This is a genomic window from Exiguobacterium sp. s183 (genome assembly GCF_018617655.1).
Lineage (GTDB): Bacteria > Bacillota > Bacilli > Exiguobacteriales > Exiguobacteriaceae > Exiguobacterium > Exiguobacterium aestuarii_A.
Window position 1 is genome coordinate 385,818 of sequence record NZ_JACSKN010000001.1, and the last position, 21,668, is coordinate 407,485.

Genomic DNA, 21,668 nt, shown 5'->3' on the forward strand with positions numbered 1-21,668 from the left:
TGGAAGGGATACCTATACGGGTGTCCTTTTTCCATGGAAAAAAAGCTCGCCACGGAGAGTGACGAGCCATCAAGGTCAATTTGAATGCTGATCTTTTTTATGCTTTGATAGGACATGACGAGTAATGAGAGAGTCAAGTTCTTGACTGACCAGAATGACTTCTGGTGAGGTCCAAGTGTGCTTTGACGCGATTTTATACAGTTCATCACGTTTCTGTTCAATGGCCTGGTGTAGTGTATCTGCTGCGGTGACTGCCACGTTCGTTCCCCCATCATGTAAATTAGAATTTTGCGAACTAGAATATCCAAATCTTAGCACCTACGTTTACAGATGACAAGTTTCATTTCCATTTCAAAAATTACAAAATGATGTTTCGCTCTGAAAGAAAAGATTCGAGCAATTTAAATAGGTTTTCGCTATAATGGTCGTGAAAGGTGGAAATCGTCATGGAAGTCACATTATGGCTCGCGTTTGGGGCGGGCGTCTTATCGTTTTTGTCACCATGTACGCTCCCGTTATATCCAGTGTTTCTCTCGTATATTACAGGGGTTTCCGTATCTGAATTAAAAAATGAAGGATTGAAACAGCGTACAGCTTGGTTCCACACGTTTTCGTTCTTGTTCGGCTTTTCGATTGTCTTTCTCGTGCTTGGATTATCGACTTCGTTAATTGCAGACGTCTTCATCCAGTATAAAGATAGTTTGCGGATGTTCGGCGCCATTTTAATTTTCGTGTTCGGCGTCTTTTTGGCCGGTCTATGGCAACCGCAATTTATGATGCGCGAAAAGAAGATGGACATTGGCGAGCGAAAGAGCGGCTATTTTGGAACCGTATTAATCGGAATTGGTTTTGCTGCGGGATGGACGCCGTGTACGGGTCCGATTTTAGCAGGTGTGATTGCACTTGCGGCAACCAATCCGAGCCAAGGTCTCGGTTATATGTTGGCGTATGTCATCGGTTTTGCGATTCCATTCTTAGTGATGGTCGCGTTTGTAGGCAAGATCAAGTACTTAGCACGTAACAGTGCAAAAGTTGCAAAAGTCGGCGGCTATTTGATGATGGCATTCGGCGTATTATTATATTTTGACGGGATGAACCGCTTCGCTGCTTGGATGAGCGAACTTGTCGGATTCACCGGATTTTAAGGGGTTGACCGAGATGTCAATGTTATGGGCGTCGACTCTCGTTGCGTTATTGATGGGTATCGTGGCGAGTTTCGTGCGTGTGAAAGCATCAGCGAAACCGACGAATGCAAAAAAAATCTTAATTCCACCACTTGCGATGACGACCGGAATGATTCAGTTCTTGATTCCCGCATTTCGTTTATCGTGGGTCGAAGTACTTGAGGCGTTAGCGGTCGGGCTAATCTTTAGTCTGTTCCTCATCAAAACGTCAAACTTCGAAAAACGGGACGGAGAAGTATACTTGTCACGCTCAAAAGCATTTTTTATCGTCGTGTTCGCGCTACTTGCGATTCGTACGGCAATGAAAGTTTGGGTCGGTCATGAAGTCGATATCTTCTCAACAGGTGGATTGTTCTACTTGATTGCCTGGGGGATGATCGTCCCATGGCGAATCGCGATGTATCAAAAGTATAAACGAATTGCAATCACGTAAAAATGGAGTGGCTCATGGCCGCTCCATTTTTAATTACGATTCTTTTGTGACAGCCACTTCCGTCTCCGAATCGATTCCCGTGTTTGCTTTGACGAGAATCCGTTCGTAGTTTCCGGCGGCTTCGTCGGACTTCGTGACGAGCGTACCGATGATGGCTGCAAGGAAGCCAAGTGGGATTGAGACGATTCCTGGGTTCGAGAGTGGGAAAAGTGCTTCTCCAATAAAAATGGCTGACCCGTCCGGTGCCCAAAGGTTCGGACTGATTGCGACCAAAATTAAAGAAGAGAACAAACCGACGACCATTCCCCAGATTGCACCACCTGTGTTAAAGCGTCTCCAGAAAATCGTGAAGAGAATGACTGGTAAGTTCGCACTTGCTGCAACAGCAAAAGCGAGTGACACGAGAAACGCTACGTTCATCGATTGAGCGAAGAACGCAAGTCCCATCGAGACGAGAGCGACGGCCACAGAAGCGATCCGGGCGGCTTTTACTTGTTCCTTCTCTGTCGCTTCCCCTTTCCGGATAATGTGACCATAGAAGTCATGAGCGAAAGCAGATGCGGCTGACAAGACGAGCCCGGCGACGACCGCTAGAATGGTCGCGAATGCGATGGCTGCCACGAAGGCGAACAAGAGGTCACCACCGAGTACTTGCGCAAGGAGAGGAGCCGCCATGTTACCTGCAGGGTTCGCGGCGAGAATGGCGTCTCGTCCTACAAAAGCTGCTGCCCCGAAACCTAAGAAGATTGTCAAAATGTAGAACGCTCCAATGATCCACGTCGCATATACGACCGACTGTCTTGCCGTCGGTGCATCTTTGACGGTAAAGAAGCGAATCAAGATGTGTGGAAGACCAGCTGTACCGAGTACGAGTGCCATATTTAACGAAATCGTATCGAGCGGGAGCTTGAATTTGTTGCCTGGGTTCAAGAAGTCACTACCGAGCGGTGTGGCTTTGCTCACTTCATTGAACATCGTCATGATTGAGAAATCGAATCGTGCAAAGACGAGAAATGAGATGATGGCTGTCCCAATCATCAATAGGACGGCTTTTGTGATCTGTACCCATGAAGTCGCCGTCATGCCTCCGAATACGACGTAGACCGTCATCAATATCCCGACGACAACGACACTTGTCGTATACGGGATACCGAGCAATAGTTCAATCAGTGCACCGGCCCCGACGAGCTGGGCAATCATATAAAAAATAGAGATGACGATGGCATTCATCGCCGCGACACCGCGCACGCGTGGCTTATTGAAACGGGCGGCAATCATGTCGGCCATCGTATACTTCCCAAGATTACGGAGCGGTTCCGCGACGAGATAGAGGACAACGAGATAGGCAACGAGGAAGCCGATGGAATAGAAAAAGCCATCAAATCCAGCGAGTGCGATCATGCCTGCAATCCCTAAGAAGGAAGCCGCAGACATATAGTCCCCTGCAATTGCGAGACCGTTTTGGAAACCAGTCAACCCACCATCCGCCGTGTAGAAATCACTGGCGGTTTTCGTTTTTCTAGCGGCGAAATATGTAATGACAAGGGTGAGACCGACAATGGCGGTAAAGAGGGCAATTGCTGTCCAGTTCATGATTTCACCTCTTCCTTCAATTGTCTCACGAGTGCATCAAAGCGCCGGGCACGGCGACTATAGAGCACGCACAGTGTCCACGTCATCATAAACTGGGAGAAGGCGAACGCCCAAGCCCAAGTGATGTCACCAACAATTTTTGTATTCAAGATCGTTGTGTAACTTGTCAAAACAGGGAGCGTGAAATAGAAAATAAGTGAGAAGATGATAGCGGGAACGATAAAACGATTTTTTTCACGCATCAATTGATGGAACGTCTCGTGTTCTGTAATCGACTGAGCGGAATGACTACTGGTCGTTTGAGTAACTTGCGTCACGTCATGCATAAAATCCCTCCTAAGCTGTAAGATAAATCCATTATGCGGTGTGAAAATGAGAGGAGTCATGCCTTTTTTTCATGTCGAATTCACTAATACTATTGTAATATTGGTCATACCAATTTATTGTAAGCGTTTTCAATATTGTCTAAATATTGAACATTATGTCTATATAATTAAAATTGGAAGAAAAGGTACTTTCGACCCAATAGGCAAAATGCACAATTCGACAAAATAAAAAAACTCTAACCTGGATGGAAAGAGTCTACTGCTGAAAATAGTGTTCGTAAGGTGTCCAGTCGATTTGTTCTTCGGCTAGCGCTTTTTTAAGGAATTTGTGGTCTCGCTTCGGCGTTGCAGCGATATATCCTTTTACAACGAGTTCGGTCGTCATCTTCTTAGCACGAGATTCGAGGGCAAACTGACCGATTTTGCCTGCGATTTTTCGGATGGCGACGTCTCGAAATAGTTCTGGAACCGGTGAAACGAGTCGATCTAACAGAGTCCGCGTTTCCGGCGTCCATAAGTGACGTGTTCTCTCTATATAATCATCCTCAATGTCTAAAAGGGAACGCCCGTCTTCTTTCGGCATTCGTTTTAAAAACTTACGAAACATGAAGTACCCGCCAATCGTCATGAGTCCAATCATGACGAATCCCCAGAATACAATGAAATACATCATCAAGTTTTCTGGCATCGTCTTTCCCCCGTTCTATACATTCACTTACTGTCATCGTTAGTATACAAAAAAGAATCCATTTGCAAAAGGCGTACGTCTCGTTAGGATAGACGAACTCAATCGATTTCGTTAGAATAGATAGCGTTGCTACGAGAATAAGCATGAAGTGAGTCGAGAAAGGAAAGGTCTATCGTATATGAGCCAATTGAAACAAGAAGTCGAGAGACGTCGAATATTCGGCATCATCTCTCACCCGGATGCGGGTAAGACGACATTAACAGAGAAGTTACTTTTGCACGGTGGTGCAATTCGTGAAGCGGGTACCGTCAAAGCGCGTAAAAATTCAAAACACGCCAAATCAGACTGGATGGAAATTGAGAAACAACGTGGAATCTCGGTTACATCGTCTGTCATGCAATTCATCTATCAAGACAAAGTCGTGTCGATCATGGATACACCTGGGCACAACGATTTCGGTGAGGATACGTATCGCGTATTGACATCTGTCGACAGTGCGGTCATGGTCATCGATGCCGCGAAAGGGATCGAGACGCAGACGAAGAAACTATTCCAAGTTTGTCGTATGCGCGGTATTCCAATCTTTACGTTCATGAACAAATTGGACCGTCAGGCCAAAGACCCGCTTGAATTGATGGAAGAACTTGAGGAAGTGCTCGGCATGCCTTCAGTTGCTATCACATGGCCGATCGGCAGCGGGATGCAGTTCGAAGGTGTTTATGACCGGATGAAAAATGAAGTTCATTTATTCCGCGGAGACAAGTCGACCCTTCAACTAAGTGAGGACGGAGTAAACGACCCGGTGCTCGGTGACCATCTTTCTGAAGAGAACTTGACGAATCTTCGCGATGAAATCGATCTACTCGACGGAGCAGGGAATGAGATTGATGTAGACGCGATCCAAAGCGGTAAATTGACGCCCGTATTCTTCGGAACGGCGCTCGTTGACTTCGGTGTGACTGCGTTCTTGAATCATTATTTGGAGATGTCTCCAGCTCCAGAGGCGCGTAAATCGAACGTCGGTCCAATCAATCCGACATCAGAAGATTTCAGTGGGTTCGTCTTTAAGATTCAAGCGAACATGAACCCGGCGCACCGTGACCGCATCGCATTCGTTCGAATCTGTTCAGGTGTGTTCGAGCGTGGAATGGACGTCACACTCACACGAACAGGCAAGAAAATCAAATTGAGCCAGTCTACGCAGCTCATGGCCAACGATCGTGAGACGGTTGACCAAGCGTTCGCAGGAGATGTCATCGGGATCTATGATTCAGGTACGTATCAAATCGGGGATACAATCACGACATCGAAGCAAAAGATCGCCTTTGAAGCATTGCCGACTTTCCCACCTGAGTTGTTTATGCGAGTATCACCAGTCAACTCGCTCAAGTCGAAACACTTCCACAAAGGTGTAGAGCAACTCGCGCAAGAAGGGGCAATCCAAGTTTATCGCAATGAATACAATGAGATTTATCTCGGTGCGGTCGGCCAACTCCAGTTCGAAGTGTTTGAATATCGTTTGAACAATGAGTATGGCGTAGACATCCGGATGGAACCTGTATCATACAGCGTTGCACGTTGGGTAAAAGATAAAGAATTGAAAGCATTAAAACCTTTCCAAGACTCACGGAACATGCTCGTCACTGACCGCTGGGAACGTCCGGTCTTCCTGTTTGCGAACGAGTTTACGTATGAGCGGTTCGCTGAACGTCATGCGGACGATTTGACTCTCGTCGAGGCTTTAGATGTCAACGAAGAGATTGGAACAGAAGAATAATTTGTAAACACCTCAGTTTTGAGGTGTTTTTTTGTCGTTTATCCCCTTTTGAACGAATTGATAAGTTTTACTTATGACTAATTTGTGACGGAATGTATTTTACGTCACGCTATACTTGTATTATGATAAATATGTGAAAAGTAAGCGATTACGCATTGTCGTGTGGTCGGCGCTTTCAAAAAGGGGGAAATTGCAATGGAACAGACGAATGTTTTAGACGCGTTCGCATCTCGGACATCGTTCGAGGCGAACGGGCAATCGTATGATTTTTATCGATTGAAAAAGTTAGAAGAAGAAGGGTTAACGAACATCAGCCGTTTACCTTATTCGATTCGCGTACTTCTCGAATCGGTACTCCGTCAACAAGACGGTCGCGCGATTACAAAAGAACATGTCGAGAACTTGGCAAAATGGGGTACTGCCGACGTCTCGAAAGACATTGACGTACCGTTCAAGCCGGCACGCGTTGTACTTCAAGACTTCACGGGTGTACCGACGGTCGTAGACCTTGCTTCACTTCGTAAAGCGATGGCGGACCTCGGTGGAGACCCGAACAAAATCAACCCAGAAATCCCTGTCGACCTCGTCGTTGACCACTCTGTTCAAGTAGATGCGTACGGTTTCGCTGGCGCATTGATGAAAAACATGGACATTGAATTCGAACGTAACGAAGAGCGTTATAAGTTCTTACGTTGGGCTCAGACGGCGTTTGACAACTATCGTGCCGTACCACCTGCAACGGGGATTGTTCACCAAGTAAACTTAGAGTACTTGGCATCTGTCGTCCTCGAGAAAAACGATGCATCAGGTACTGTGGCTTATCCAGATTCACTCGTCGGAACGGATTCGCACACAACGATGATCAACGGACTCGGTGTTCTTGGATGGGGCGTTGGAGGAATCGAAGCGGAAGCAAGTATGCTCGGTCAACCATCGTACTTCCCAGTGCCAGAAGTCGTCGGTGTAAAAATCATCGGTGAAGTGAACCCTGGTGTAACAGCGACAGACGTAGCACTCGTCGTGACAGAGATGCTCCGTCATGAAAAGGTAGTCGGGAAATTCGTTGAATTCTTCGGACCGTCGCTTCACACGATGCCACTTTCTGACCGTGCAACAATCGCAAACATGGCTCCAGAATATGGCGCGACATGTGGATTCTTCCCAGTCGATACGGAAACATTGAACTACATGCGTACCACTGGTCGCTCTGAAGAATTGATCTCACTCGTTGAAGAATACTCAAAAGCGAACGATCTCTTCTACACGCCAGACCAAGCTGATCCAACGTTCACGAAAGTATTGACGCTCGACTTGTCAAAAGTTGAACCTTCACTAGCAGGTCCAAAACGTCCACAAGACCGAATCAATCTCTCAGACGTTCAAACATCGTTCATCGATAGCTTGAGCGCTCCAGCAGGGAATAGCGGCTTTGGACTTGACCGTTCTGAACTCGAGAAGAAGGCGACTGTCAACTATGAAGACGGTGCCGTCGACATGAGCACAGGAGATGTCGCGATTGCTGCCATCACAAGCTGTACGAACACGTCGAACCCTTACGTTATGGTCGGTGCCGGACTCGTTGCGAAGAAAGCGGTAGAACGCGGCTTGACTGTTCCGAAATACGTGAAGACATCACTCGCACCAGGTTCGAAAGTCGTAACGGACTATCTTGACAAAGCTGGCTTGACTTCTTACTTGGATGAACTCGGCTTCAACACAGTCGGTTACGGTTGTACGACATGTATCGGAAACTCGGGTCCACTTGACCGTGAAGTCGAAGAAACAATCACGGAGAACGACTTGCTCGTATCTTCTGTCCTTTCTGGGAACCGTAACTTTGAAGGACGTGTTCACCCGCTCGTGAAAGCGAACTTCTTGGCGTCACCACCACTCGTCGTCGCTTACGCACTTGCAGGATCAGTCAACTTCGACATCATGAACGATTCGTTCGGTACGGATAAAGATGGAAATGAAGTGTACTTCAAAGACATCTGGCCATCAAACGATGAAATCAAGATGGTCGTACAAGACGTCGTGTCACCAGAAGCGTTCCGTAAAGAATACGAAACGGTCTTCACTGGTAACGAGCGTTGGAACGCGCTAGACGTTCCAGAAGGTAACTTGTATGACTTCTCAGATGAGTCGACATACATCCAAAACCCACCATTCTTCGAACAACTCGAACCAGAAGCGGGCGAAGTTCATGCATTGAATGGCTTACGCGTCATCGGGAAGTTCGCGGATTCGGTCACGACTGACCACATCTCGCCAGCGGGATCATTCTCGAAGACGACACCAGCTGGTCAATACCTCCTTTCTAAAGGGGTAGAGCCAATTGACTTCAACTCTTACGGTTCACGCCGTGGTAACCATGAAGTCATGATGCGTGGTACGTTCGCCAACATTCGCATCCGCAACCAAGTCGCACCAGGTACAGAAGGTGGATTCACGACTTACTGGCCAACAGGTGAGATCATGCCGATGTACGATGCTGCGATGAAGTATAAAGAACAAGGTACTGGACTTGTCGTCCTTGCTGGCAACGACTACGGAATGGGGTCGTCTCGTGACTGGGCTGCGAAAGGGACAAACCTCCTTGGCATTCGTGCGGTCATCGCACAAAGTTTCGAGCGGATTCACCGTTCAAACCTTGTTATGATGGGTGTACTTCCACTTCAATTCTTAGAGGGTGAATCAGCAGAGTCACTCGGATTGACTGGTGAGGAAGCAATCGATATCCAAGTCGATGAGTCTGTACGTCCACGCGATATCTTGAACGCAAAAGCGACACATGAAAACGGAACGGTGACAGAATTCAAAGTCATCGCACGTTTCGACTCTGAAGTTGAAATTGATTACTACCGTCACGGTGGAATCTTGCAAATGGTTCTCCGTAACAAACTTAAATAAGCTTCGGCTTATTAAACCTTCCTTTGAAAAAAGGAAGGTTTTTTTCATGAATATGCGAATTTATGGTGAAAGTTTTAAAAGAATCGGGAACAGGAAGACAGGGAGGGGTGTGCTTATGGAGCGGGAAGAAAAGAAGAGTATGAGTTGGTGGAAGCGTTTGACACAGCAAAAAGAGGTGGAGCCTGATCGAGAAATCGACATCTCGTTACCTGAATTACGTCATGCGATTCACGAGTATGAACAGACGTTGCCAAAGGGCGTAAATCGAACCGTCCTACTAGATGACACACAGGAGATTGACACCAAACGATTGAAGCATCACTTGTCCGGAATCCCGAAGCAGCGTTTCTATATGTCGAAAGAGACGTTTCATATCGTTCCGGAAGAAGAGCGTGATGTCATCTATGAGATGGACCAAGTACAGCGTGCCCTAGACTTATATATGGATCAAGAGAAAAAATTGCCATTGCGGAAATTTGAAAATGCACTGCAACTAGATTTGACAAGACTTCGAGAGGAAGGTTACTTAAAAACACTTCCAAAAAGACCTTATTATGTGGTGGATGAGACGTTGATTGTCTCGCTCGAACCGAGGAAAACGTCTTCTTGACAAGACACCTATCTATTTTTCAGTAAATGACACATTTAGAGACAGTTGGGGTTGAGACTTGTTTAAAAAGTATGTTAGGGTGGAAAACGTATATGAAAATAGAAAATTAAATAGGAGTGATTTTATGGAACGGAAAAGCCGTGTGACGCCTGTGTTCGTCATTTCTGCAATCATAACTGGCTTATTCACAATCTGGGGATTATTTCCCGAAAGCATTTTAGGAAATGCTAGCCTATTGAATGTAACGAGCACGTTACAAGGGTGGCTTTCAAACGGAATGGGTTGGTTCTACCTGTTAAGTGCGACCGGATTTTTACTCGTCGCTATCTTTTTAATCTTTTCCCGCTATGGATCGATTCGTCTCGGGAAAGATACGGACCGACCTGAATTCAGTTACTTGTCATGGTTCGCCATGCTATTCAGTGCCGGAATGGGGATTGGACTCATCTTCTGGGGAGCAGCAGAGCCACTTCTTCATTTCCATTCACCACCGTTCTCTTCTTTGACGCCTGAAGGTGACGCTCGTACTGCGATGCGTTATGCCTTCTTCCACTGGGGCTTCCACCCTTGGGCAATTTATGCGATGATCGCACTCGCAATCGCATATTCAACGTTTAGAAAAGGGCGCCCTGCGACGATTGGGGAGACAATCGGTTCGCTCGTCCATAACCGATACGAACAACCTGTGAAACAAACGGTCGATATTCTTGCGGTCATTGCGACGGCATTCGGGGTAGCGACTTCACTCGGTTTTGGTGCTCAACAGATTGCCGGTGGCCTTCATTATCTCATCCCTGGGGTACCGAACGCCTTCGTGACACAGTTGATCATCATTGCTGTCGTAACGGTACTTTACATGATCAGCGCTTCAACGGGTCTTGATAAAGGGATTCGTATCTTGAGTAATACGAACATTTTCTTGGCAATCGTTTTACTCGTCGCGACGATGTTCGCCGGACCGACAGCGTTCATTTTCGACTTATTCACACAAACCGTCGGAACATACTTGCAACAACTTCCTGGTATGAGTTTCCGTACGGCCGCATTCGAGCCGGTTGAACGTGAGTGGATCAATGGCTGGACGATTTTCTATTGGGCATGGTGGATCTCGTGGTCACCATTCGTCGGAACGTTCATCGCACGCGTATCGAAAGGCCGTACGATTCGTGAATTTATTATCGGGATCTTACTCGTCCCAACATCGTTCGGACTCTTATGGTTCTCCGTCTTCGGTGGCTCAGCTATCTGGGCTGACTTGTTCGGTGGATACGACTTGATTGGACAAGTGAACGAAATCGGTACAGAAGTCGGACTGTTCGCGTTATTCGAGACGTTTGGTGGTTTTGGGTCAGTACTCAGTATTGTCGCAATCTTCCTAATCTCGACATTCTTTATCACGTCTGCTGACTCAGCGACATATGTACTCGGTATGCTTACTTCAAACGGGAAGCTTGTCCCGCCGATGGGTATTAAAATGACATGGGGTGTGATCCAATCATCTATCGCTGCCGTGCTTCTTTACGCTGGTGGGTTGGATGCCCTGCAAGCTGTTGCGATTCTCGCAGCCTTCCCATTCATCTTCGTTCTCGTCTTTATGATCATCGCTTTGTTCAAAGACTTGGCCGATGAACCGGATGAGCGAGACAAGTGGCTCGAAGCACAGAAGAAAGATGAAGATCAATTAGGATAATTTAGAGGGGTCTCGTATGAGACCCTTTTTTCGGTTAAAAATATTTTGCTTGTCCTCTTAGCTAGTGTAGGATAGTAAGTGAAGAAACGAGGAGGATAGGCTATGAAACAACAGATAAAAAAAAGGTTGAGCTGGGTCATTTTGGCCGGCATCCTCATTGTCGGAGCATTACTCGCTTATAATTTTTACGTACTCATGAATCTGAATGGTGAAGAGGAAGAAAAAGTTGAACCGTTCTACTCAAATGTCGTGATTGGGTATCAAGAGCGAAAACTTCCGAAAGAAGGTGAAACACTCGAAGAACGAGAGTATCTTGTCACGTATGATGAAAACGGACATTTTGTCTCAGAAGTCGTCATGGGGCCAAACGTGGGCGCCAAAGCAGAATGGGACGGAGAAACGTATTTGGAGTTTAATCCAGATGGAGAAGAGGTCTTGCGACAAGAGACGAGTTCTGGAGCGGTCGCACCGCATCCATTCCTATCTCGCGCCACGAATGAACAGATTCGTAAATGGCTAGATGATGGCACGCTCGGATCGAGTGAGGGCGAGACGGATTTAGTCGGTCGAACAGCGCAAGCTTATGTAAAGTCTGAATCGGCTGAAACGGTTCCGGAAGAGTGGGTTCAAAATTATCCATCCATTTTCAGTGAAGAAGAAAACAAAGAGTCAGTCACATATTATGTCGATGCGAACGAACGGATTTTGCTTGCGGCAGAATCGCGGAATAACGGAAAGTTATTCCATTCGATTCGGATGACGTCTTTTGAATCAAGATAATCCGATGGGGAGCAGACATCATGTCAGCTCCCTTGTCGTCTGAAAGGGAGAACAGAATGAAACAAATTCAAGTTGAACAAGTTCAAACGGATTTGACGAACTGGGAAGCTGGAGAAAAGATCAATGAGGCGGCGCTCTTATCTTATGCGCATTGGTCACGTGCGACTGGGCATGAAGAGGAATTGATTCGTTCATTGACATTGCTCGCTACACATCGACTCGAGCAGAAGGAGTCGATGGACCCGTTATTGAACCGCTGGGTGAAAGAATTAGAGTCGATGAATGCGTTACCTCCGGAATTACGTCTGTTTCAATTGAACGAGCAGTTGCGTCGTTCAAAACAAGCGCTCCAAATCGATTGGCCGACACTTCGCGAAGCGGATTACGCCTCGATGAAAGTACAAATTTTGACGGAATACGAGTCAAAAACATCTGCGCTACTCGACCAACTCGACAGGCTTCACGATGAAGTGGAGTCGGCGAAGTCTGATTTACGGGATTCCGAATGGCGAGGGCAACTCGAGAAGATATTCGAGGCAATCATCGAGGCGATGCAGGAAGTCGCATCGTTAGAGGACGATACGGCATCTTTGCTCGCATCGATGCAAGGGAACTACTTCAGTCGAGAAGCGTTTCGCCGCTTCGGTGAACGCGTTGTGCTCGTCAAAGAGCGTCTCGATACAATCTGTGAGTTGTTGCCGGAACGTAAAACAGAGACACGCTCGAGCGCCATCGAATCACTTGAGGAAATGATCGGTCTAGATGACATTAAGGACCGTGTAAAAGCATGGTATCGCTTCCTACTCTTCCAAAAAGAACGAGAAAAAGCAGGGTTTTCATCAAAGCACCAACCCTCCCTTCATCTCGTGTTTACAGGTAATCCAGGAACCGGGAAAACGACGCTGGCTCGACTCATGGCAGAGATTTACTTTGAACTTGGCCTGCTCAGTCGTCCTGATCTCGTTGAGGCAGACCGCTCAAGTCTAGTCGGCGCATATGTCGGACAGACGGAAGAACAAGTGATGAATAAAGTCAAAGAAGCAGAAGGTGGCGTCCTGTTCATCGATGAGGCATATGCACTAAAACGTCAGGAAGCAAGCGGAAGTGACTATGGGCAAGCTGCAATCGACACGCTCGTCGCAGCGATGACGAGCGGCGAATATGCCGGGAAGTTTGTCGTCATCCTGGCGGGTTATCCAGAAGAAATGCGTCATTTCCTACTTGCGAACCCTGGTTTACGCTCACGATTCCCAGAATCGAATCACTACGAGTTGCCAAACTATCGGGATGAGGAATTAGTCGCTATCGGTGAAAAAGTGGCACAGGAAAATAATTACGTGTTGACGGAGGAAGCAAAACGGTCACTTCTGACACGGATTGACCGTGAACGCGTCGATTCGACGTTCGGGAATGCGCGAACCGTTCATAACATCTTACTCGATGCGATGTTTAAAAAAGGATCTCGTTTCGGTGCAGATGCCCCTCTAGACGAGATGGCGCTTTTGACCGAAGAAGACTTTGATCAACCCGAGGAGGATGCGAGCCCGGCATCGTTGGACGACCTTGTCGGTATGGACGATGCTAAAGCACAATTGGCAGAGATTGAAGCACTCGTGAACATCCAAAAGAGACGAAAAGCGCTCGGTCTGAAGACGGCACCCATCCAACTTCATATGACACTCACGGGGAATAGTGGAACGGGTAAGACCACTTTTGCATATCTGTATGCTCAAATGTTGAAGCGTACAGGCTATTTGAAGCGTGGACATGTCAACGTTGTCAGTCGAGCGGATTTGGTCAGTGGCTATGTAGGACAGACCGCACAAAAAACGAAAGCAGCAATTCGTGATGCACTCGGTGGTGTATTACTCATTGACGAGGCATATAGCCTGAATGGTGGGGCGAATGACTACGGTCGAGAGGCAATCGATACACTCGTGGATGAAATGCCGAAACACGGAGAGAACCTTGTCGTCGTCCTTGCGGGATATGAAGGTCCGATGCGGCGGTTGATTGAATCGAACCCTGGACTAAGTAGTCGCATGAAACGCACGATTCACTTTGAAGATTATTCGCAAGAACAACTAGTCGAGATTGCTGTGAACTATGCGAACCAATTTGGATACGAGCTGGACGAACAAGCGATTGAAGCTTTATCAATTCGATTGAGTGAAATCAAACATGCAAATGCACGGACTGCTTTGTCTGTGATCGATGAGTCAATCGCTCGTCAATCGTACCGACTCATGTCGGAGAAAGAGAATGAGACCTCACTCCAACAATTATTAGTAGTAGATATTAAGAGTAAACTATAATACACTAGTAGCAGGAAAGAAGGATGATTCAATGCATACGATTCAAATCCCAGTTAGATATCAAGAAACGGACATGATGGGAATCGTCTATCATGCCAACTATTTAGTATACCTAGAGATTGCTCGCACCGAACTGTTACGTCAGCTCGGTGTCGAATACAAAGACATGGAAGAAGCGGGTTTCGTTTCGCCGGTGACGAACGTATCGATGGATTACAAGCGAAGCGTAACGTTTGGCGATACGGTTCATGTGCGCGTATGGGTCGACCAATACTCAAAAATCAGAACGATTTATGGCTATGAGTTGACGAACCAAGATGGTGAACTCGTGGGAACAGCCAAGACGACTCATGTTGTCGTCAAACGAGGAGATTTCAAACCGATTCGTCTCGATCGAGAGTTCCCGAAATGGCATGACATGTACATGAACGTCATGAATCCTGTCTAAGAATCTTCTGTCTTCGTACCGTCAGTATGGTATCATATCTTGACGGTACTTTTTGTTATCTAGAAAGGGGAAAATCGCATGCGTTATCCATCAGTCTTGATGGTTTGCGGCGCCTTGACGTTCATGTTAGCCGGTTGTACGACAAACGAGCAAGTTGAACCGAAAGAACCAACAACACAGTCATCAACAATAGATGAACCACAAACAGAACCAAACGAACCGACCTCGAATCAGGAAGTGGAAACCGAGTCACCGACAGACGAAGAAACAACTGAGTCTGAACCGGAAGTCGAAGAACAACCAGCTGAGCCGACACCGCCAGCAGCAGAAGAACCGACTACACCTGTCCAACCGATTGAAGTCGATGGTGTCGCAAACTTAGAATTAGAAGAGTTGATTCTCGTAAATAAGCAAATTGCATTGCCGGCTAATTATCAGCCGAGCGACTTAGTTGAGGTCAACATCGATTTTGTCGATTCAGCGGTCGGTGAGCGTCGGAAGATGCGAAAAGAGGCAGCACGTGCGATTGAAGAGTTGATGAAGAACGCAAAAGCGTCTGGTATCGATTTGAAAGGGACGAGTGCGTTTCGTTCATACGGTTATCAAGTGACGCTATTCAATGCTTACGTTGAACGGGATGGCAAAGAGCAAGCGATGAAATACTCCGCTCCACCTGGACATTCTGAACATCAAACAGGTCTTGCAATTGACGTCTCGAGTGCTTCTGTCAATTATCAACTCACACAAAGCCTTGGTGAAACGGTTGAAGGAAAGTGGCTAGCAGAACATGCTCACGAGTATGGCTTTATCATTCGCTATCAAAAAGCGTTTGAGAAAGAGACCGGCTATATGTATGAACCGTGGCACTTACGTTATATCGGTACTGAACATGCGAAAGCAGTGCACGCATTGAATCAGCCATATGATCGATATATTGCGGAATATATGAAGTAAGGGGAATTGCGATGCCATTTATGACAGAAATCATCATTATCATTTTAAGCTATTTACTTGGTGCGATTCCGTTTGCGCTCATCATCGGCAAGCTCGGTTATCGAGTAGATGTTCGCGAACATGGGAGCGGCAACTTAGGTACAACGAACACGTTTCGTGTTCTCGGCAAAAAAGCGGGGATCCTTGTTTTACTCGGTGACATGGGGAAAGGACTAGTCGCAGCTTTGTTACCACTCTTATTCGGAAGTGAGATGAGTCTGCTTCTTGCCGGGATTCCGGCAGTCATTGGACATTCTTATCCGATCTTTGCGAAATTTAAAGGTGGAAAATCAGTCGCGACGAGCGGCGGCGTACTTTTAGCGGCGTTTCCGTGGTTCTTCTTTGTCGTCGTCGGCACGTTTATTGTGACTCTCCTCATTTCACGTATGGTATCCCTCTCCTCGATGGCTGCCGCTGTAGTAGGTCTCGTGACGGCAACGACTTACAGTATATTGACGAAAGACTGGTTACCTCTGATTGTCATCGTTCCATTGGCCCTGTTTATCATCATTAAACATCGTACCAACTGGCAACGAATACGAGCCGGGAAAGAACCGAAAGTCCCACTTTTTCAAAGCAAGCATAAATCTTAATTTCTTTCAGGTGCGTCCGATCAAGACGTACCTTTTTTGTGCATTGTTGTTGATTTACATAAAAAAGAAGCAAAATCATGTTGGATTTGCTCGTTCTTTACTTTCAATTTACGTTAAATTTACATGCGTTCGTTACACTAGAAAAGGAAAGATTTTAGTGGAGGAGGCAGGGACGTGTCTTTAATCGGTGAAGAACGTAAACAGAAAATTGTCGAGTGGATCGAACGAGAAGGAAAAGTGAAGACGAGCGAATTGATTGAGCGATTGAATGTATCAGGGGAATCGATTCGACGTTATTTAGAAGAACTAGAGAAAGAGCATCGTATCAAGCGTGTTTACGGGGGTGCGGTTCTTCATCAGAGCATGTCTTTTCAGCCGATTGTCATCGCCAACATGGATGGGATCCGCCGTATCGCGTATACGGCATTTCAATTGATTCCGGACGATACGCTACTCTATATCGGTCATGGGGTTGCGGCCGAACAAGTGGCGTCTCGTTTACGAGGACGAAATGTGACGGTGGTCACACCATCTCTAACGGTCGCCAAAGCGTTGTTTGAACAACGGGCGAAAGGTGTGCTCGGTGGCGAGATCCAGTTGTTAGGTGGTACAATCGATCCGAAACATCTCGTGACGACGGGCGAACAAGTTCTCGCACAACTCCAAACCTATATGTTTGATCTTGCCATCTTATCTGTTGAGGGGGTCGATTCAACCCTTGGTTTGACGTGCGATGCTTTCGGACTCGCTAGTATCACACAATCGGTGATGTCGCAAAGTCGCGAGACATTCTTATTAACCGACCATACCCAGTTGAACCAACAAAAAAGATATCGGGTGTGCGACTTTTCAAAGGTGACGGCAATTATCTCAGATTTTCCGGAACCACAAGAATTTAAAGGCGTCTTAGCCGAACATGGCGTGGACTGGAAGTTCGCGCCGTAAAAGGAGCGATTGTATGAAAGTAGAAGTGATTGTCACAACGTTATCTGAAGCAATCGAGGCGGAGCAACTCGGGGCAGATCGACTCGAGCTGATTGCAGATATGGAGAATGGCGGGATCACGCCAAGTTTCGGGACGATTCGGAATGTAATCGAGCACGTATCCATCCCGGTACATGTCATGATTCGACCTCATACACGTTCATTCCATTTCAACGAAGATGATGTGGAAACAATGCTTGCAGACATTGGTCTATGCCGTGAACTCGGGGCGAATGGAATCGTCTTTGGTGCATTGACAAAAGACGGGGCAATCGATGAGCGGATTTTAGGAGAAGTCATCAAACATAAAGGTGAGATGGCACTAACGTTCCATCGTGCCTTCGACGCGTCGCGTGATGTATTTGAATCGCTGGATGTCTTAAATGATTTCCCAGAAATCGATATCTTATTGACATCAGGCGGTGCGAACACTGCATTAGAAGGTATCGAAACATTGATCCGACTGAACGAGCAAGCAGAGATGACTATTTTGCCTGGAGCCGGCATCACGACAGAAACTTTGCCATCCTTACAGGAACGACTCAACGTCGACATGGTACACGTCGGGAATGGCGTACGAACAAACGGACAGTTGGATGGGGATAAATTTAAACAACTTCGTGGATGAGTCAAAGCGGAAAACAGTCGAAAGACTGTTTTTTTGCTATAATGAAAGAAAATACAAAGTGTAGGTGAACTCATGCAATCTTCCGTTTACAAACAATATGCGCTTCGAATGCTCTCTGGAAAATGGGGCATATCATTACTCGTCGTTTTGACCGTCATGGTCATTCAGGCGATGATCACGACACGTCTAGACCTATCAACGAATGACCCTGAAGTTCTCATGACTTCTGTGGCACTATTGTATGGGGCGACAGTCCTTCTCGCTCCAATCGAGCTCGGGAAGAATTGGGTGTTTCTTCAGGTCGCTAAAGACGAGAAGCCTAAGTTCGGCTTATTGATTGAAGCGTTCGGCTCCCTGAAAGAGTATTCACGAGCGGTGATTTATTACGCGGTGTTTTATTTAGGACTGAACGTGTTGATGTTATTCCTAATTGTGCCTGGCGTCTGGTTTTATTTGACGTATCGCATCACACCGTTCATCATGCGGGAAGAACCAGATCTCTCGGCGTTCCAAGCTATGCGAAAGAGTCGTTTGATGATGAAAGGGCATAAACAGACGATGTTAAAGCTATTCGCAAGTTTTATCGGATGGTACGCGCTCGTCCTTCTTACTGGGGGACTCGCTTACATCTTTGTCACGCCTTACTTACAGACGGCGATTTCAGGTCTCTATCTAGAAATGAAGGCGTCATATCTCGCAAAACAACCGGTCGGATAATCCGACCGGTTGTTTACGTTCAATGCTGATCTGTCTTTTTCGGGTTAGGGGCGTCTTCAAAATCTTGTTTTTCTTGTTCAGACGCATCCGCATGCCACTTTTTCGCTTGTTCAGTGGCAATTGGTATCGCTTTCGTCTCAGAATAGCCTTGTGCGAGCAGTGCGTTCGCAATATCAATGGCTTTCTTTTTTACAAGTGGATCGAAGTTTTTCAGTGATTCAGGATAGTCTTTCATGTTCCATGGCACGAAAATCGCCTCCTTCACTCCTACTAATTCCACAAACGGCATGATTCAAACGTCTTGATGAAGGTAATACTCGATGAGCGCTTGTGTTCCGTTCTCCCCGTATCCATTTTCTTCGAGAATCGAATAGAGTCGATGAGCGAGTTCGAGTCCAGGTAATTTCACTTGAAGTTCGTTTGCACTCTCGATGGCGAGTGTCATATCCTTAATAAAATGTTTGATGAAGAAACCTGGAGCATAATCTTCAACAATCATCCGTGGAACCAAGTTTTCAAGCGTCCAGCTACCGGCTGCTCCTCCACGAATCGTACGGATGAGCGCTTCGGGGACAAGTCCTGCTCGTTTACTGAACGCGAACATCTCCGCATTCCCCATCATCGTTCCGGCAATGGCGATTTGGTTGGCGAGTTTCGCATATTGTCCGCTCCCGGCATATCCCATCCGCTCAATGGACTGTCCCATTGCTTCGAATAAAGGTTTTGCCTTATTGAAGGCGAACTCTCCGCCACCGACCAAAATGGAAAGCGTCCCATTTTTTGCACCAATATCTCCACCGGTGACCGGTGCATCGAGCGGAAGAAGACTCCGTTCAATGGCCGTTTCGGCGATTCGTTCGGCGAGTTTCGGAGAAGAGGTTGTCATATCAATCAAGAGCGTACCTGGTTCTGCCGAGTCGAGGATATTTCCCTCCCCGAAATAAATTGACTCAACATCTGATGGATAACCGACGATGGTGATGACGGCATCAGCATCTTGACATACCTCTTGAATCGTTTCGCACCATACTACACCTTCCTCTAATAGCGAGGCAGCCTTCTCTTTCGTTCTCGTATAAGCTTTTACGTCAAAACCATGCTTCATCAAATTTCGTACCATGGATTGGCCCATGACCCCGAGACCGATAAACCCGATTGTTTTCATGTAGATTGTCCTCCTAGTAATTGTTGTGAGACGAGACGCTGATAAAGAGCATTCTCGTTTAAAAGTTGTTCATGTTTCCCAATCCCGCTGATGCGTCCATCTTCTAACACGACGATTTGGTCGGCATGTCTGACGGTCGATAAGCGATGGGCAATTACGAGTGTGGTTCTCCCGACCATCAGGCGATCGAGCGCTTCCTGGACGACGCGTTCTGATTCTGAATCCAGACTCGACGTCGCTTCATCGAGGAGTAAAATTTGCGGATTACGTAACAATGCCCTGGCAATCGCAAGACGCTGTCGTTGTCCACCTGACAAGCGAATACCACGTTCTCCAATCTCCGTCTCGAGCTGATTCGGCATCACTTCGATAAATGACCATGCGTTTGCCATTTCACACGCCTCTTTGATTTCTGCATCACTTACTTCACGTTGAAGACCATAGACGATGTTTGTCCGAACAGAACCCGACAAGACGGGAGAGTCTTGAGCGACATAACCGACGATTTGACGCCATGTATCCCGGGCATATGTTTGAATATCGCGATTACCGTACCGGATTGATCCTTCCGTTGGTGTGTAAAATTGTTCGACGAGCGAAAAAAGTGTTGTTTTGCCGGCGCCGCTTCGACCGACGATGGCGGTCGTTGCGCCAGGTGAAACGTGAAGAGAGAGTCCTTGAAGAACGGGTTCCGTCCCATAATGAAAGGTCACATTCTCGAAAGAGAGGTCAGCCTGCTCGATGGATTCTTGATATGTGCTGTACGGTTCAGGACGGACATCTAATAATTCAGCGATTCGTTCAGTTGCGCCACGAGCTTTTTGTAGTCTCGTCAAAAATTCACTCATGGTGATCAGAGGAGTGATGATTTGGAATACATAGAGCATGAATGCGAGTAGTTCACCCGTCGATAAGGCCCCTGTCGAGACACGATACGCTCCAAATCCGAGTATGGCAATCAACATCCCCGTCAACGTGACGTTAAGGAGAGGGATGAGAATGGCTTGAATTCGTCCTTCTTTCACTCCATAATCGAACAACGTTTCGATTTTCACTTTCCCGGTCCGCACTTCCATTTGTTCTGTCGCCTGCGATTTGACGAGACGGATTTCACCGAGCAGTTCCGCAAAGAATCCGGACAGGTTACCGAGCTCCTGTTGCGTTTCTTTTGCAATCACTCGAAGCTTTCGGCCGAGTGGGATGACGATGACAAGCGTCGTCGGCACTGAAAACAAGATGACGAGTGTCATTTGCCAATCGAGCGTGAACAAGATGGCGACGGCACCGATGACCGAGACGAAAGAGGTCAACAAGCGGACACTTTGCTCGGACAACAGCTGTTGCAGCGTCGTTGTGTCATTGTTCAAGCGGGAGACGAGTTCTCCCGATTTGATCCCATCATAAAAAGGGATGGGCAGTTTGATGAGGTGGTCCCACAATGTCGTCCTAAGATTGGCGACAACACGTTGACCAACAATATGTAGCCAGTAAATCGATAACGCGCTCGTGATGACCTGGACGAGAAAGGCAAAGAGAAAATATGCAATCCATTCAGGCGTCAACAGGTCACTACTCCAACGGTCAACGACACGTTGCAGGATGAGTGGAATCGCTAGCGATGCGACGGCTTGAAGAAGCGAAATCAGAATAGCTCCCACAAACAATCCTTTAGGAGGGTTCGCGATTTTAAAAAGTTGGAAAAACGTTTTCCACGTCGATGAATTCATTTTGAACAAACCTCCTCTCTCTTTACTTTCGCTGTTTCAAAATCGGGTGTCAAGACGTCGAATCGAACGATTGAGTCATGCTAGAATAAGAAAGAGAGGTGATACGT

21 protein-coding genes are annotated in these 21,668 nt (G+C 46.9%); 14 read left to right on the plus strand and 7 right to left on the minus strand.

What is annotated here, in order from left to right:
* Positions 1-75: 75 nt before the first annotated feature.
* Entirely contained in the window at positions 76-258 is a 183-nt protein-coding gene (locus KNP62_RS01995) for an aspartyl-phosphate phosphatase Spo0E family protein (RefSeq protein ID WP_074033196.1), read from the minus strand.
* Positions 259-446: 188 nt separating this feature from the next.
* Between KNP62_RS01995 and KNP62_RS02000 the strand changes: the two genes are divergently transcribed.
* Positions 447-1,145, plus strand: coding sequence for a cytochrome c biogenesis CcdA family protein (locus tag KNP62_RS02000; protein ID WP_012726450.1), 699 nt, complete (start codon positions 447-449; stop codon positions 1,143-1,145).
* Positions 1,146-1,164: 19 nt separating this feature from the next.
* Positions 1,165-1,617, plus strand: coding sequence for a CcdC family protein (locus tag KNP62_RS02005; protein WP_214784042.1), 453 nt, complete (start codon positions 1,165-1,167; stop codon positions 1,615-1,617).
* A 33-nt stretch (positions 1,618-1,650) separates the two neighbouring features.
* Here the strand turns inward: KNP62_RS02005 and KNP62_RS02010 are convergent, their stop codons facing one another.
* From KNP62_RS02010 to KNP62_RS02020, 3 genes are all read right to left on the minus strand, one after another.
* The gene (locus KNP62_RS02010) at positions 1,651-3,210 is read right to left on the minus strand and encodes a solute symporter family protein (protein ID WP_214782598.1); all 1,560 of its coding nucleotides are present in this window, start codon (positions 3,208-3,210) and stop codon (positions 1,651-1,653) included.
* The gene (locus KNP62_RS02015) at positions 3,207-3,536 is read right to left on the minus strand and encodes a DUF485 domain-containing protein (protein ID WP_214782600.1); all 330 of its coding nucleotides are present in this window, start codon (positions 3,534-3,536) and stop codon (positions 3,207-3,209) included. The genes KNP62_RS02010 and KNP62_RS02015 overlap by 4 nt, the downstream gene beginning before the upstream one ends.
* Before the next feature lie 256 nt (positions 3,537-3,792).
* Positions 3,793-4,224 (minus strand): DUF2621 domain-containing protein, encoded by a 432-nt coding sequence (locus KNP62_RS02020; RefSeq protein ID WP_074033193.1) that lies wholly within the window; start codon positions 4,222-4,224, stop codon positions 3,793-3,795.
* Positions 4,225-4,402: 178 nt separating this feature from the next.
* On the opposite strand from KNP62_RS02020, the gene KNP62_RS02025 reads away from it, so the two are divergent.
* From KNP62_RS02025 to KNP62_RS02080, 12 genes are all read left to right on the plus strand, one after another.
* On the plus strand, positions 4,403-6,001 hold the full coding sequence (locus tag KNP62_RS02025) for a peptide chain release factor 3 (RefSeq protein ID WP_214782603.1): 1,599 nt from the start codon (positions 4,403-4,405) through the stop codon (positions 5,999-6,001).
* Positions 6,002-6,196: 195 nt separating this feature from the next.
* Positions 6,197-8,911, plus strand: coding sequence for an aconitate hydratase AcnA (gene acnA, locus KNP62_RS02030; RefSeq protein WP_074033191.1), 2,715 nt, complete (start codon positions 6,197-6,199; stop codon positions 8,909-8,911).
* 115 nt (positions 8,912-9,026) lie between these two features.
* Positions 9,027-9,521 carry a DUF3939 domain-containing protein gene (locus tag KNP62_RS02035; protein ID WP_214782605.1) on the plus strand — a complete coding sequence of 165 codons (495 nt, stop codon included), beginning with the start codon at positions 9,027-9,029 and terminating at the stop codon, positions 9,519-9,521.
* A gap of 124 nt (positions 9,522-9,645) precedes the next feature.
* Entirely contained in the window at positions 9,646-11,211 is a 1,566-nt protein-coding gene (locus KNP62_RS02040) for a BCCT family transporter (protein WP_214782608.1), read from the plus strand.
* Between the two features lie 102 nt (positions 11,212-11,313).
* Positions 11,314-11,991, plus strand: coding sequence for a hypothetical protein (locus tag KNP62_RS02045; protein ID WP_214782611.1), 678 nt, complete (start codon positions 11,314-11,316; stop codon positions 11,989-11,991).
* Positions 11,992-12,047: 56 nt separating this feature from the next.
* The gene (locus tag KNP62_RS02050) at positions 12,048-14,306 is read left to right on the plus strand and encodes an AAA family ATPase (protein ID WP_214782614.1); all 2,259 of its coding nucleotides are present in this window, start codon (positions 12,048-12,050) and stop codon (positions 14,304-14,306) included.
* 31 nt (positions 14,307-14,337) lie between these two features.
* On the plus strand, positions 14,338-14,754 hold the full coding sequence (locus KNP62_RS02055) for an acyl-CoA thioesterase (protein ID WP_074033186.1): 417 nt from the start codon (positions 14,338-14,340) through the stop codon (positions 14,752-14,754).
* A gap of 78 nt (positions 14,755-14,832) precedes the next feature.
* Positions 14,833-15,708: a M15 family metallopeptidase gene (locus KNP62_RS02060; protein WP_214782616.1), complete on the plus strand. Its 876-nt coding sequence runs from the start codon at positions 14,833-14,835 to the stop codon at positions 15,706-15,708.
* Positions 15,709-15,719: 11 nt separating this feature from the next.
* Positions 15,720-16,340, plus strand: coding sequence for a glycerol-3-phosphate 1-O-acyltransferase PlsY (plsY, locus tag KNP62_RS02065; protein ID WP_445236746.1), 621 nt, complete (start codon positions 15,720-15,722; stop codon positions 16,338-16,340).
* A 174-nt stretch (positions 16,341-16,514) separates the two neighbouring features.
* Positions 16,515-17,285 carry a DeoR/GlpR family DNA-binding transcription regulator gene (locus tag KNP62_RS02070; RefSeq protein WP_214692672.1) on the plus strand — a complete coding sequence of 257 codons (771 nt, stop codon included), beginning with the start codon at positions 16,515-16,517 and terminating at the stop codon, positions 17,283-17,285.
* 13 nt (positions 17,286-17,298) lie between these two features.
* On the plus strand, positions 17,299-17,952 hold the full coding sequence (locus KNP62_RS02075; protein WP_214782618.1) for a copper homeostasis protein CutC: 654 nt from the start codon (positions 17,299-17,301) through the stop codon (positions 17,950-17,952).
* Positions 17,953-18,024: 72 nt separating this feature from the next.
* Positions 18,025-18,669, plus strand: coding sequence for a DUF975 family protein (locus KNP62_RS02080; protein WP_214782620.1), 645 nt, complete (start codon positions 18,025-18,027; stop codon positions 18,667-18,669).
* Between the two features lie 19 nt (positions 18,670-18,688).
* Here the strand turns inward: KNP62_RS02080 and KNP62_RS02085 are convergent, their stop codons facing one another.
* From KNP62_RS02085 to KNP62_RS02095, 3 genes are read right to left on the minus strand one after another with little or no spacing between them, the layout of a single operon-like run.
* Positions 18,689-18,916 carry a DUF2188 domain-containing protein gene (locus tag KNP62_RS02085; protein WP_074033180.1) on the minus strand — a complete coding sequence of 76 codons (228 nt, stop codon included), beginning with the start codon at positions 18,914-18,916 and terminating at the stop codon, positions 18,689-18,691.
* Positions 18,917-18,961: 45 nt separating this feature from the next.
* Positions 18,962-19,834 (minus strand): NAD(P)-dependent oxidoreductase, encoded by an 873-nt coding sequence (locus KNP62_RS02090; RefSeq protein ID WP_214782621.1) that lies wholly within the window; start codon positions 19,832-19,834, stop codon positions 18,962-18,964.
* The gene (locus KNP62_RS02095) at positions 19,831-21,561 is read right to left on the minus strand and encodes an ABC transporter ATP-binding protein (RefSeq protein ID WP_214782623.1); all 1,731 of its coding nucleotides are present in this window, start codon (positions 21,559-21,561) and stop codon (positions 19,831-19,833) included. Before KNP62_RS02095 ends, KNP62_RS02090 begins: the two co-directional genes overlap by 4 nt.
* Positions 21,562-21,668: the final 107 nt, after the last annotated feature.

What these genes read in the sequence shown, in the direction of transcription:
- KNP62_RS02035 (WP_214782605.1), top strand. Translation starts at nt 9,027, where the DNA reads ATGGAGCGGGAAGAAAAGAAGAGTATGAGTTGGTGGAAGCGTTTGACA.
- acnA (WP_074033191.1), top strand. Translation starts at nt 6,197, where the DNA reads ATGGAACAGACGAATGTTTTAGACGCGTTCGCATCTCGGACATCGTTC.
- KNP62_RS02040 (WP_214782608.1), top strand. Translation starts at nt 9,646, where the DNA reads ATGGAACGGAAAAGCCGTGTGACGCCTGTGTTCGTCATTTCTGCAATC.
- KNP62_RS02060 (WP_214782616.1), top strand. Translation starts at nt 14,833, where the DNA reads ATGCGTTATCCATCAGTCTTGATGGTTTGCGGCGCCTTGACGTTCATG.
- KNP62_RS02095 (WP_214782623.1), bottom strand. Translation starts at nt 21,561, where the DNA reads ATGAATTCATCGACGTGGAAAACGTTTTTCCAACTTTTTAAAATCGCG.
- KNP62_RS02075 (WP_214782618.1), top strand. Translation starts at nt 17,299, where the DNA reads ATGAAAGTAGAAGTGATTGTCACAACGTTATCTGAAGCAATCGAGGCG.
- KNP62_RS02025 (WP_214782603.1), top strand. Translation starts at nt 4,403, where the DNA reads ATGAGCCAATTGAAACAAGAAGTCGAGAGACGTCGAATATTCGGCATC.
- KNP62_RS02000 (WP_012726450.1), top strand. Translation starts at nt 447, where the DNA reads ATGGAAGTCACATTATGGCTCGCGTTTGGGGCGGGCGTCTTATCGTTT.
- plsY (WP_445236746.1), top strand. Translation starts at nt 15,720, where the DNA reads ATGCCATTTATGACAGAAATCATCATTATCATTTTAAGCTATTTACTT.
- KNP62_RS02090 (WP_214782621.1), bottom strand. Translation starts at nt 19,834, where the DNA reads ATGAAAACAATCGGGTTTATCGGTCTCGGGGTCATGGGCCAATCCATG.
- KNP62_RS02010 (WP_214782598.1), bottom strand. Translation starts at nt 3,210, where the DNA reads ATGAACTGGACAGCAATTGCCCTCTTTACCGCCATTGTCGGTCTCACC.
- KNP62_RS02080 (WP_214782620.1), top strand. Translation starts at nt 18,025, where the DNA reads ATGCAATCTTCCGTTTACAAACAATATGCGCTTCGAATGCTCTCTGGA.
- KNP62_RS02005 (WP_214784042.1), top strand. Translation starts at nt 1,165, where the DNA reads ATGTTATGGGCGTCGACTCTCGTTGCGTTATTGATGGGTATCGTGGCG.
- KNP62_RS02050 (WP_214782614.1), top strand. Translation starts at nt 12,048, where the DNA reads ATGAAACAAATTCAAGTTGAACAAGTTCAAACGGATTTGACGAACTGG.
- KNP62_RS02020 (WP_074033193.1), bottom strand. Translation starts at nt 4,224, where the DNA reads ATGCCAGAAAACTTGATGATGTATTTCATTGTATTCTGGGGATTCGTC.
- KNP62_RS02045 (WP_214782611.1), top strand. Translation starts at nt 11,314, where the DNA reads ATGAAACAACAGATAAAAAAAAGGTTGAGCTGGGTCATTTTGGCCGGC.
- KNP62_RS02055 (WP_074033186.1), top strand. Translation starts at nt 14,338, where the DNA reads ATGCATACGATTCAAATCCCAGTTAGATATCAAGAAACGGACATGATG.
- KNP62_RS02015 (WP_214782600.1), bottom strand. Translation starts at nt 3,536, where the DNA reads ATGCATGACGTGACGCAAGTTACTCAAACGACCAGTAGTCATTCCGCT.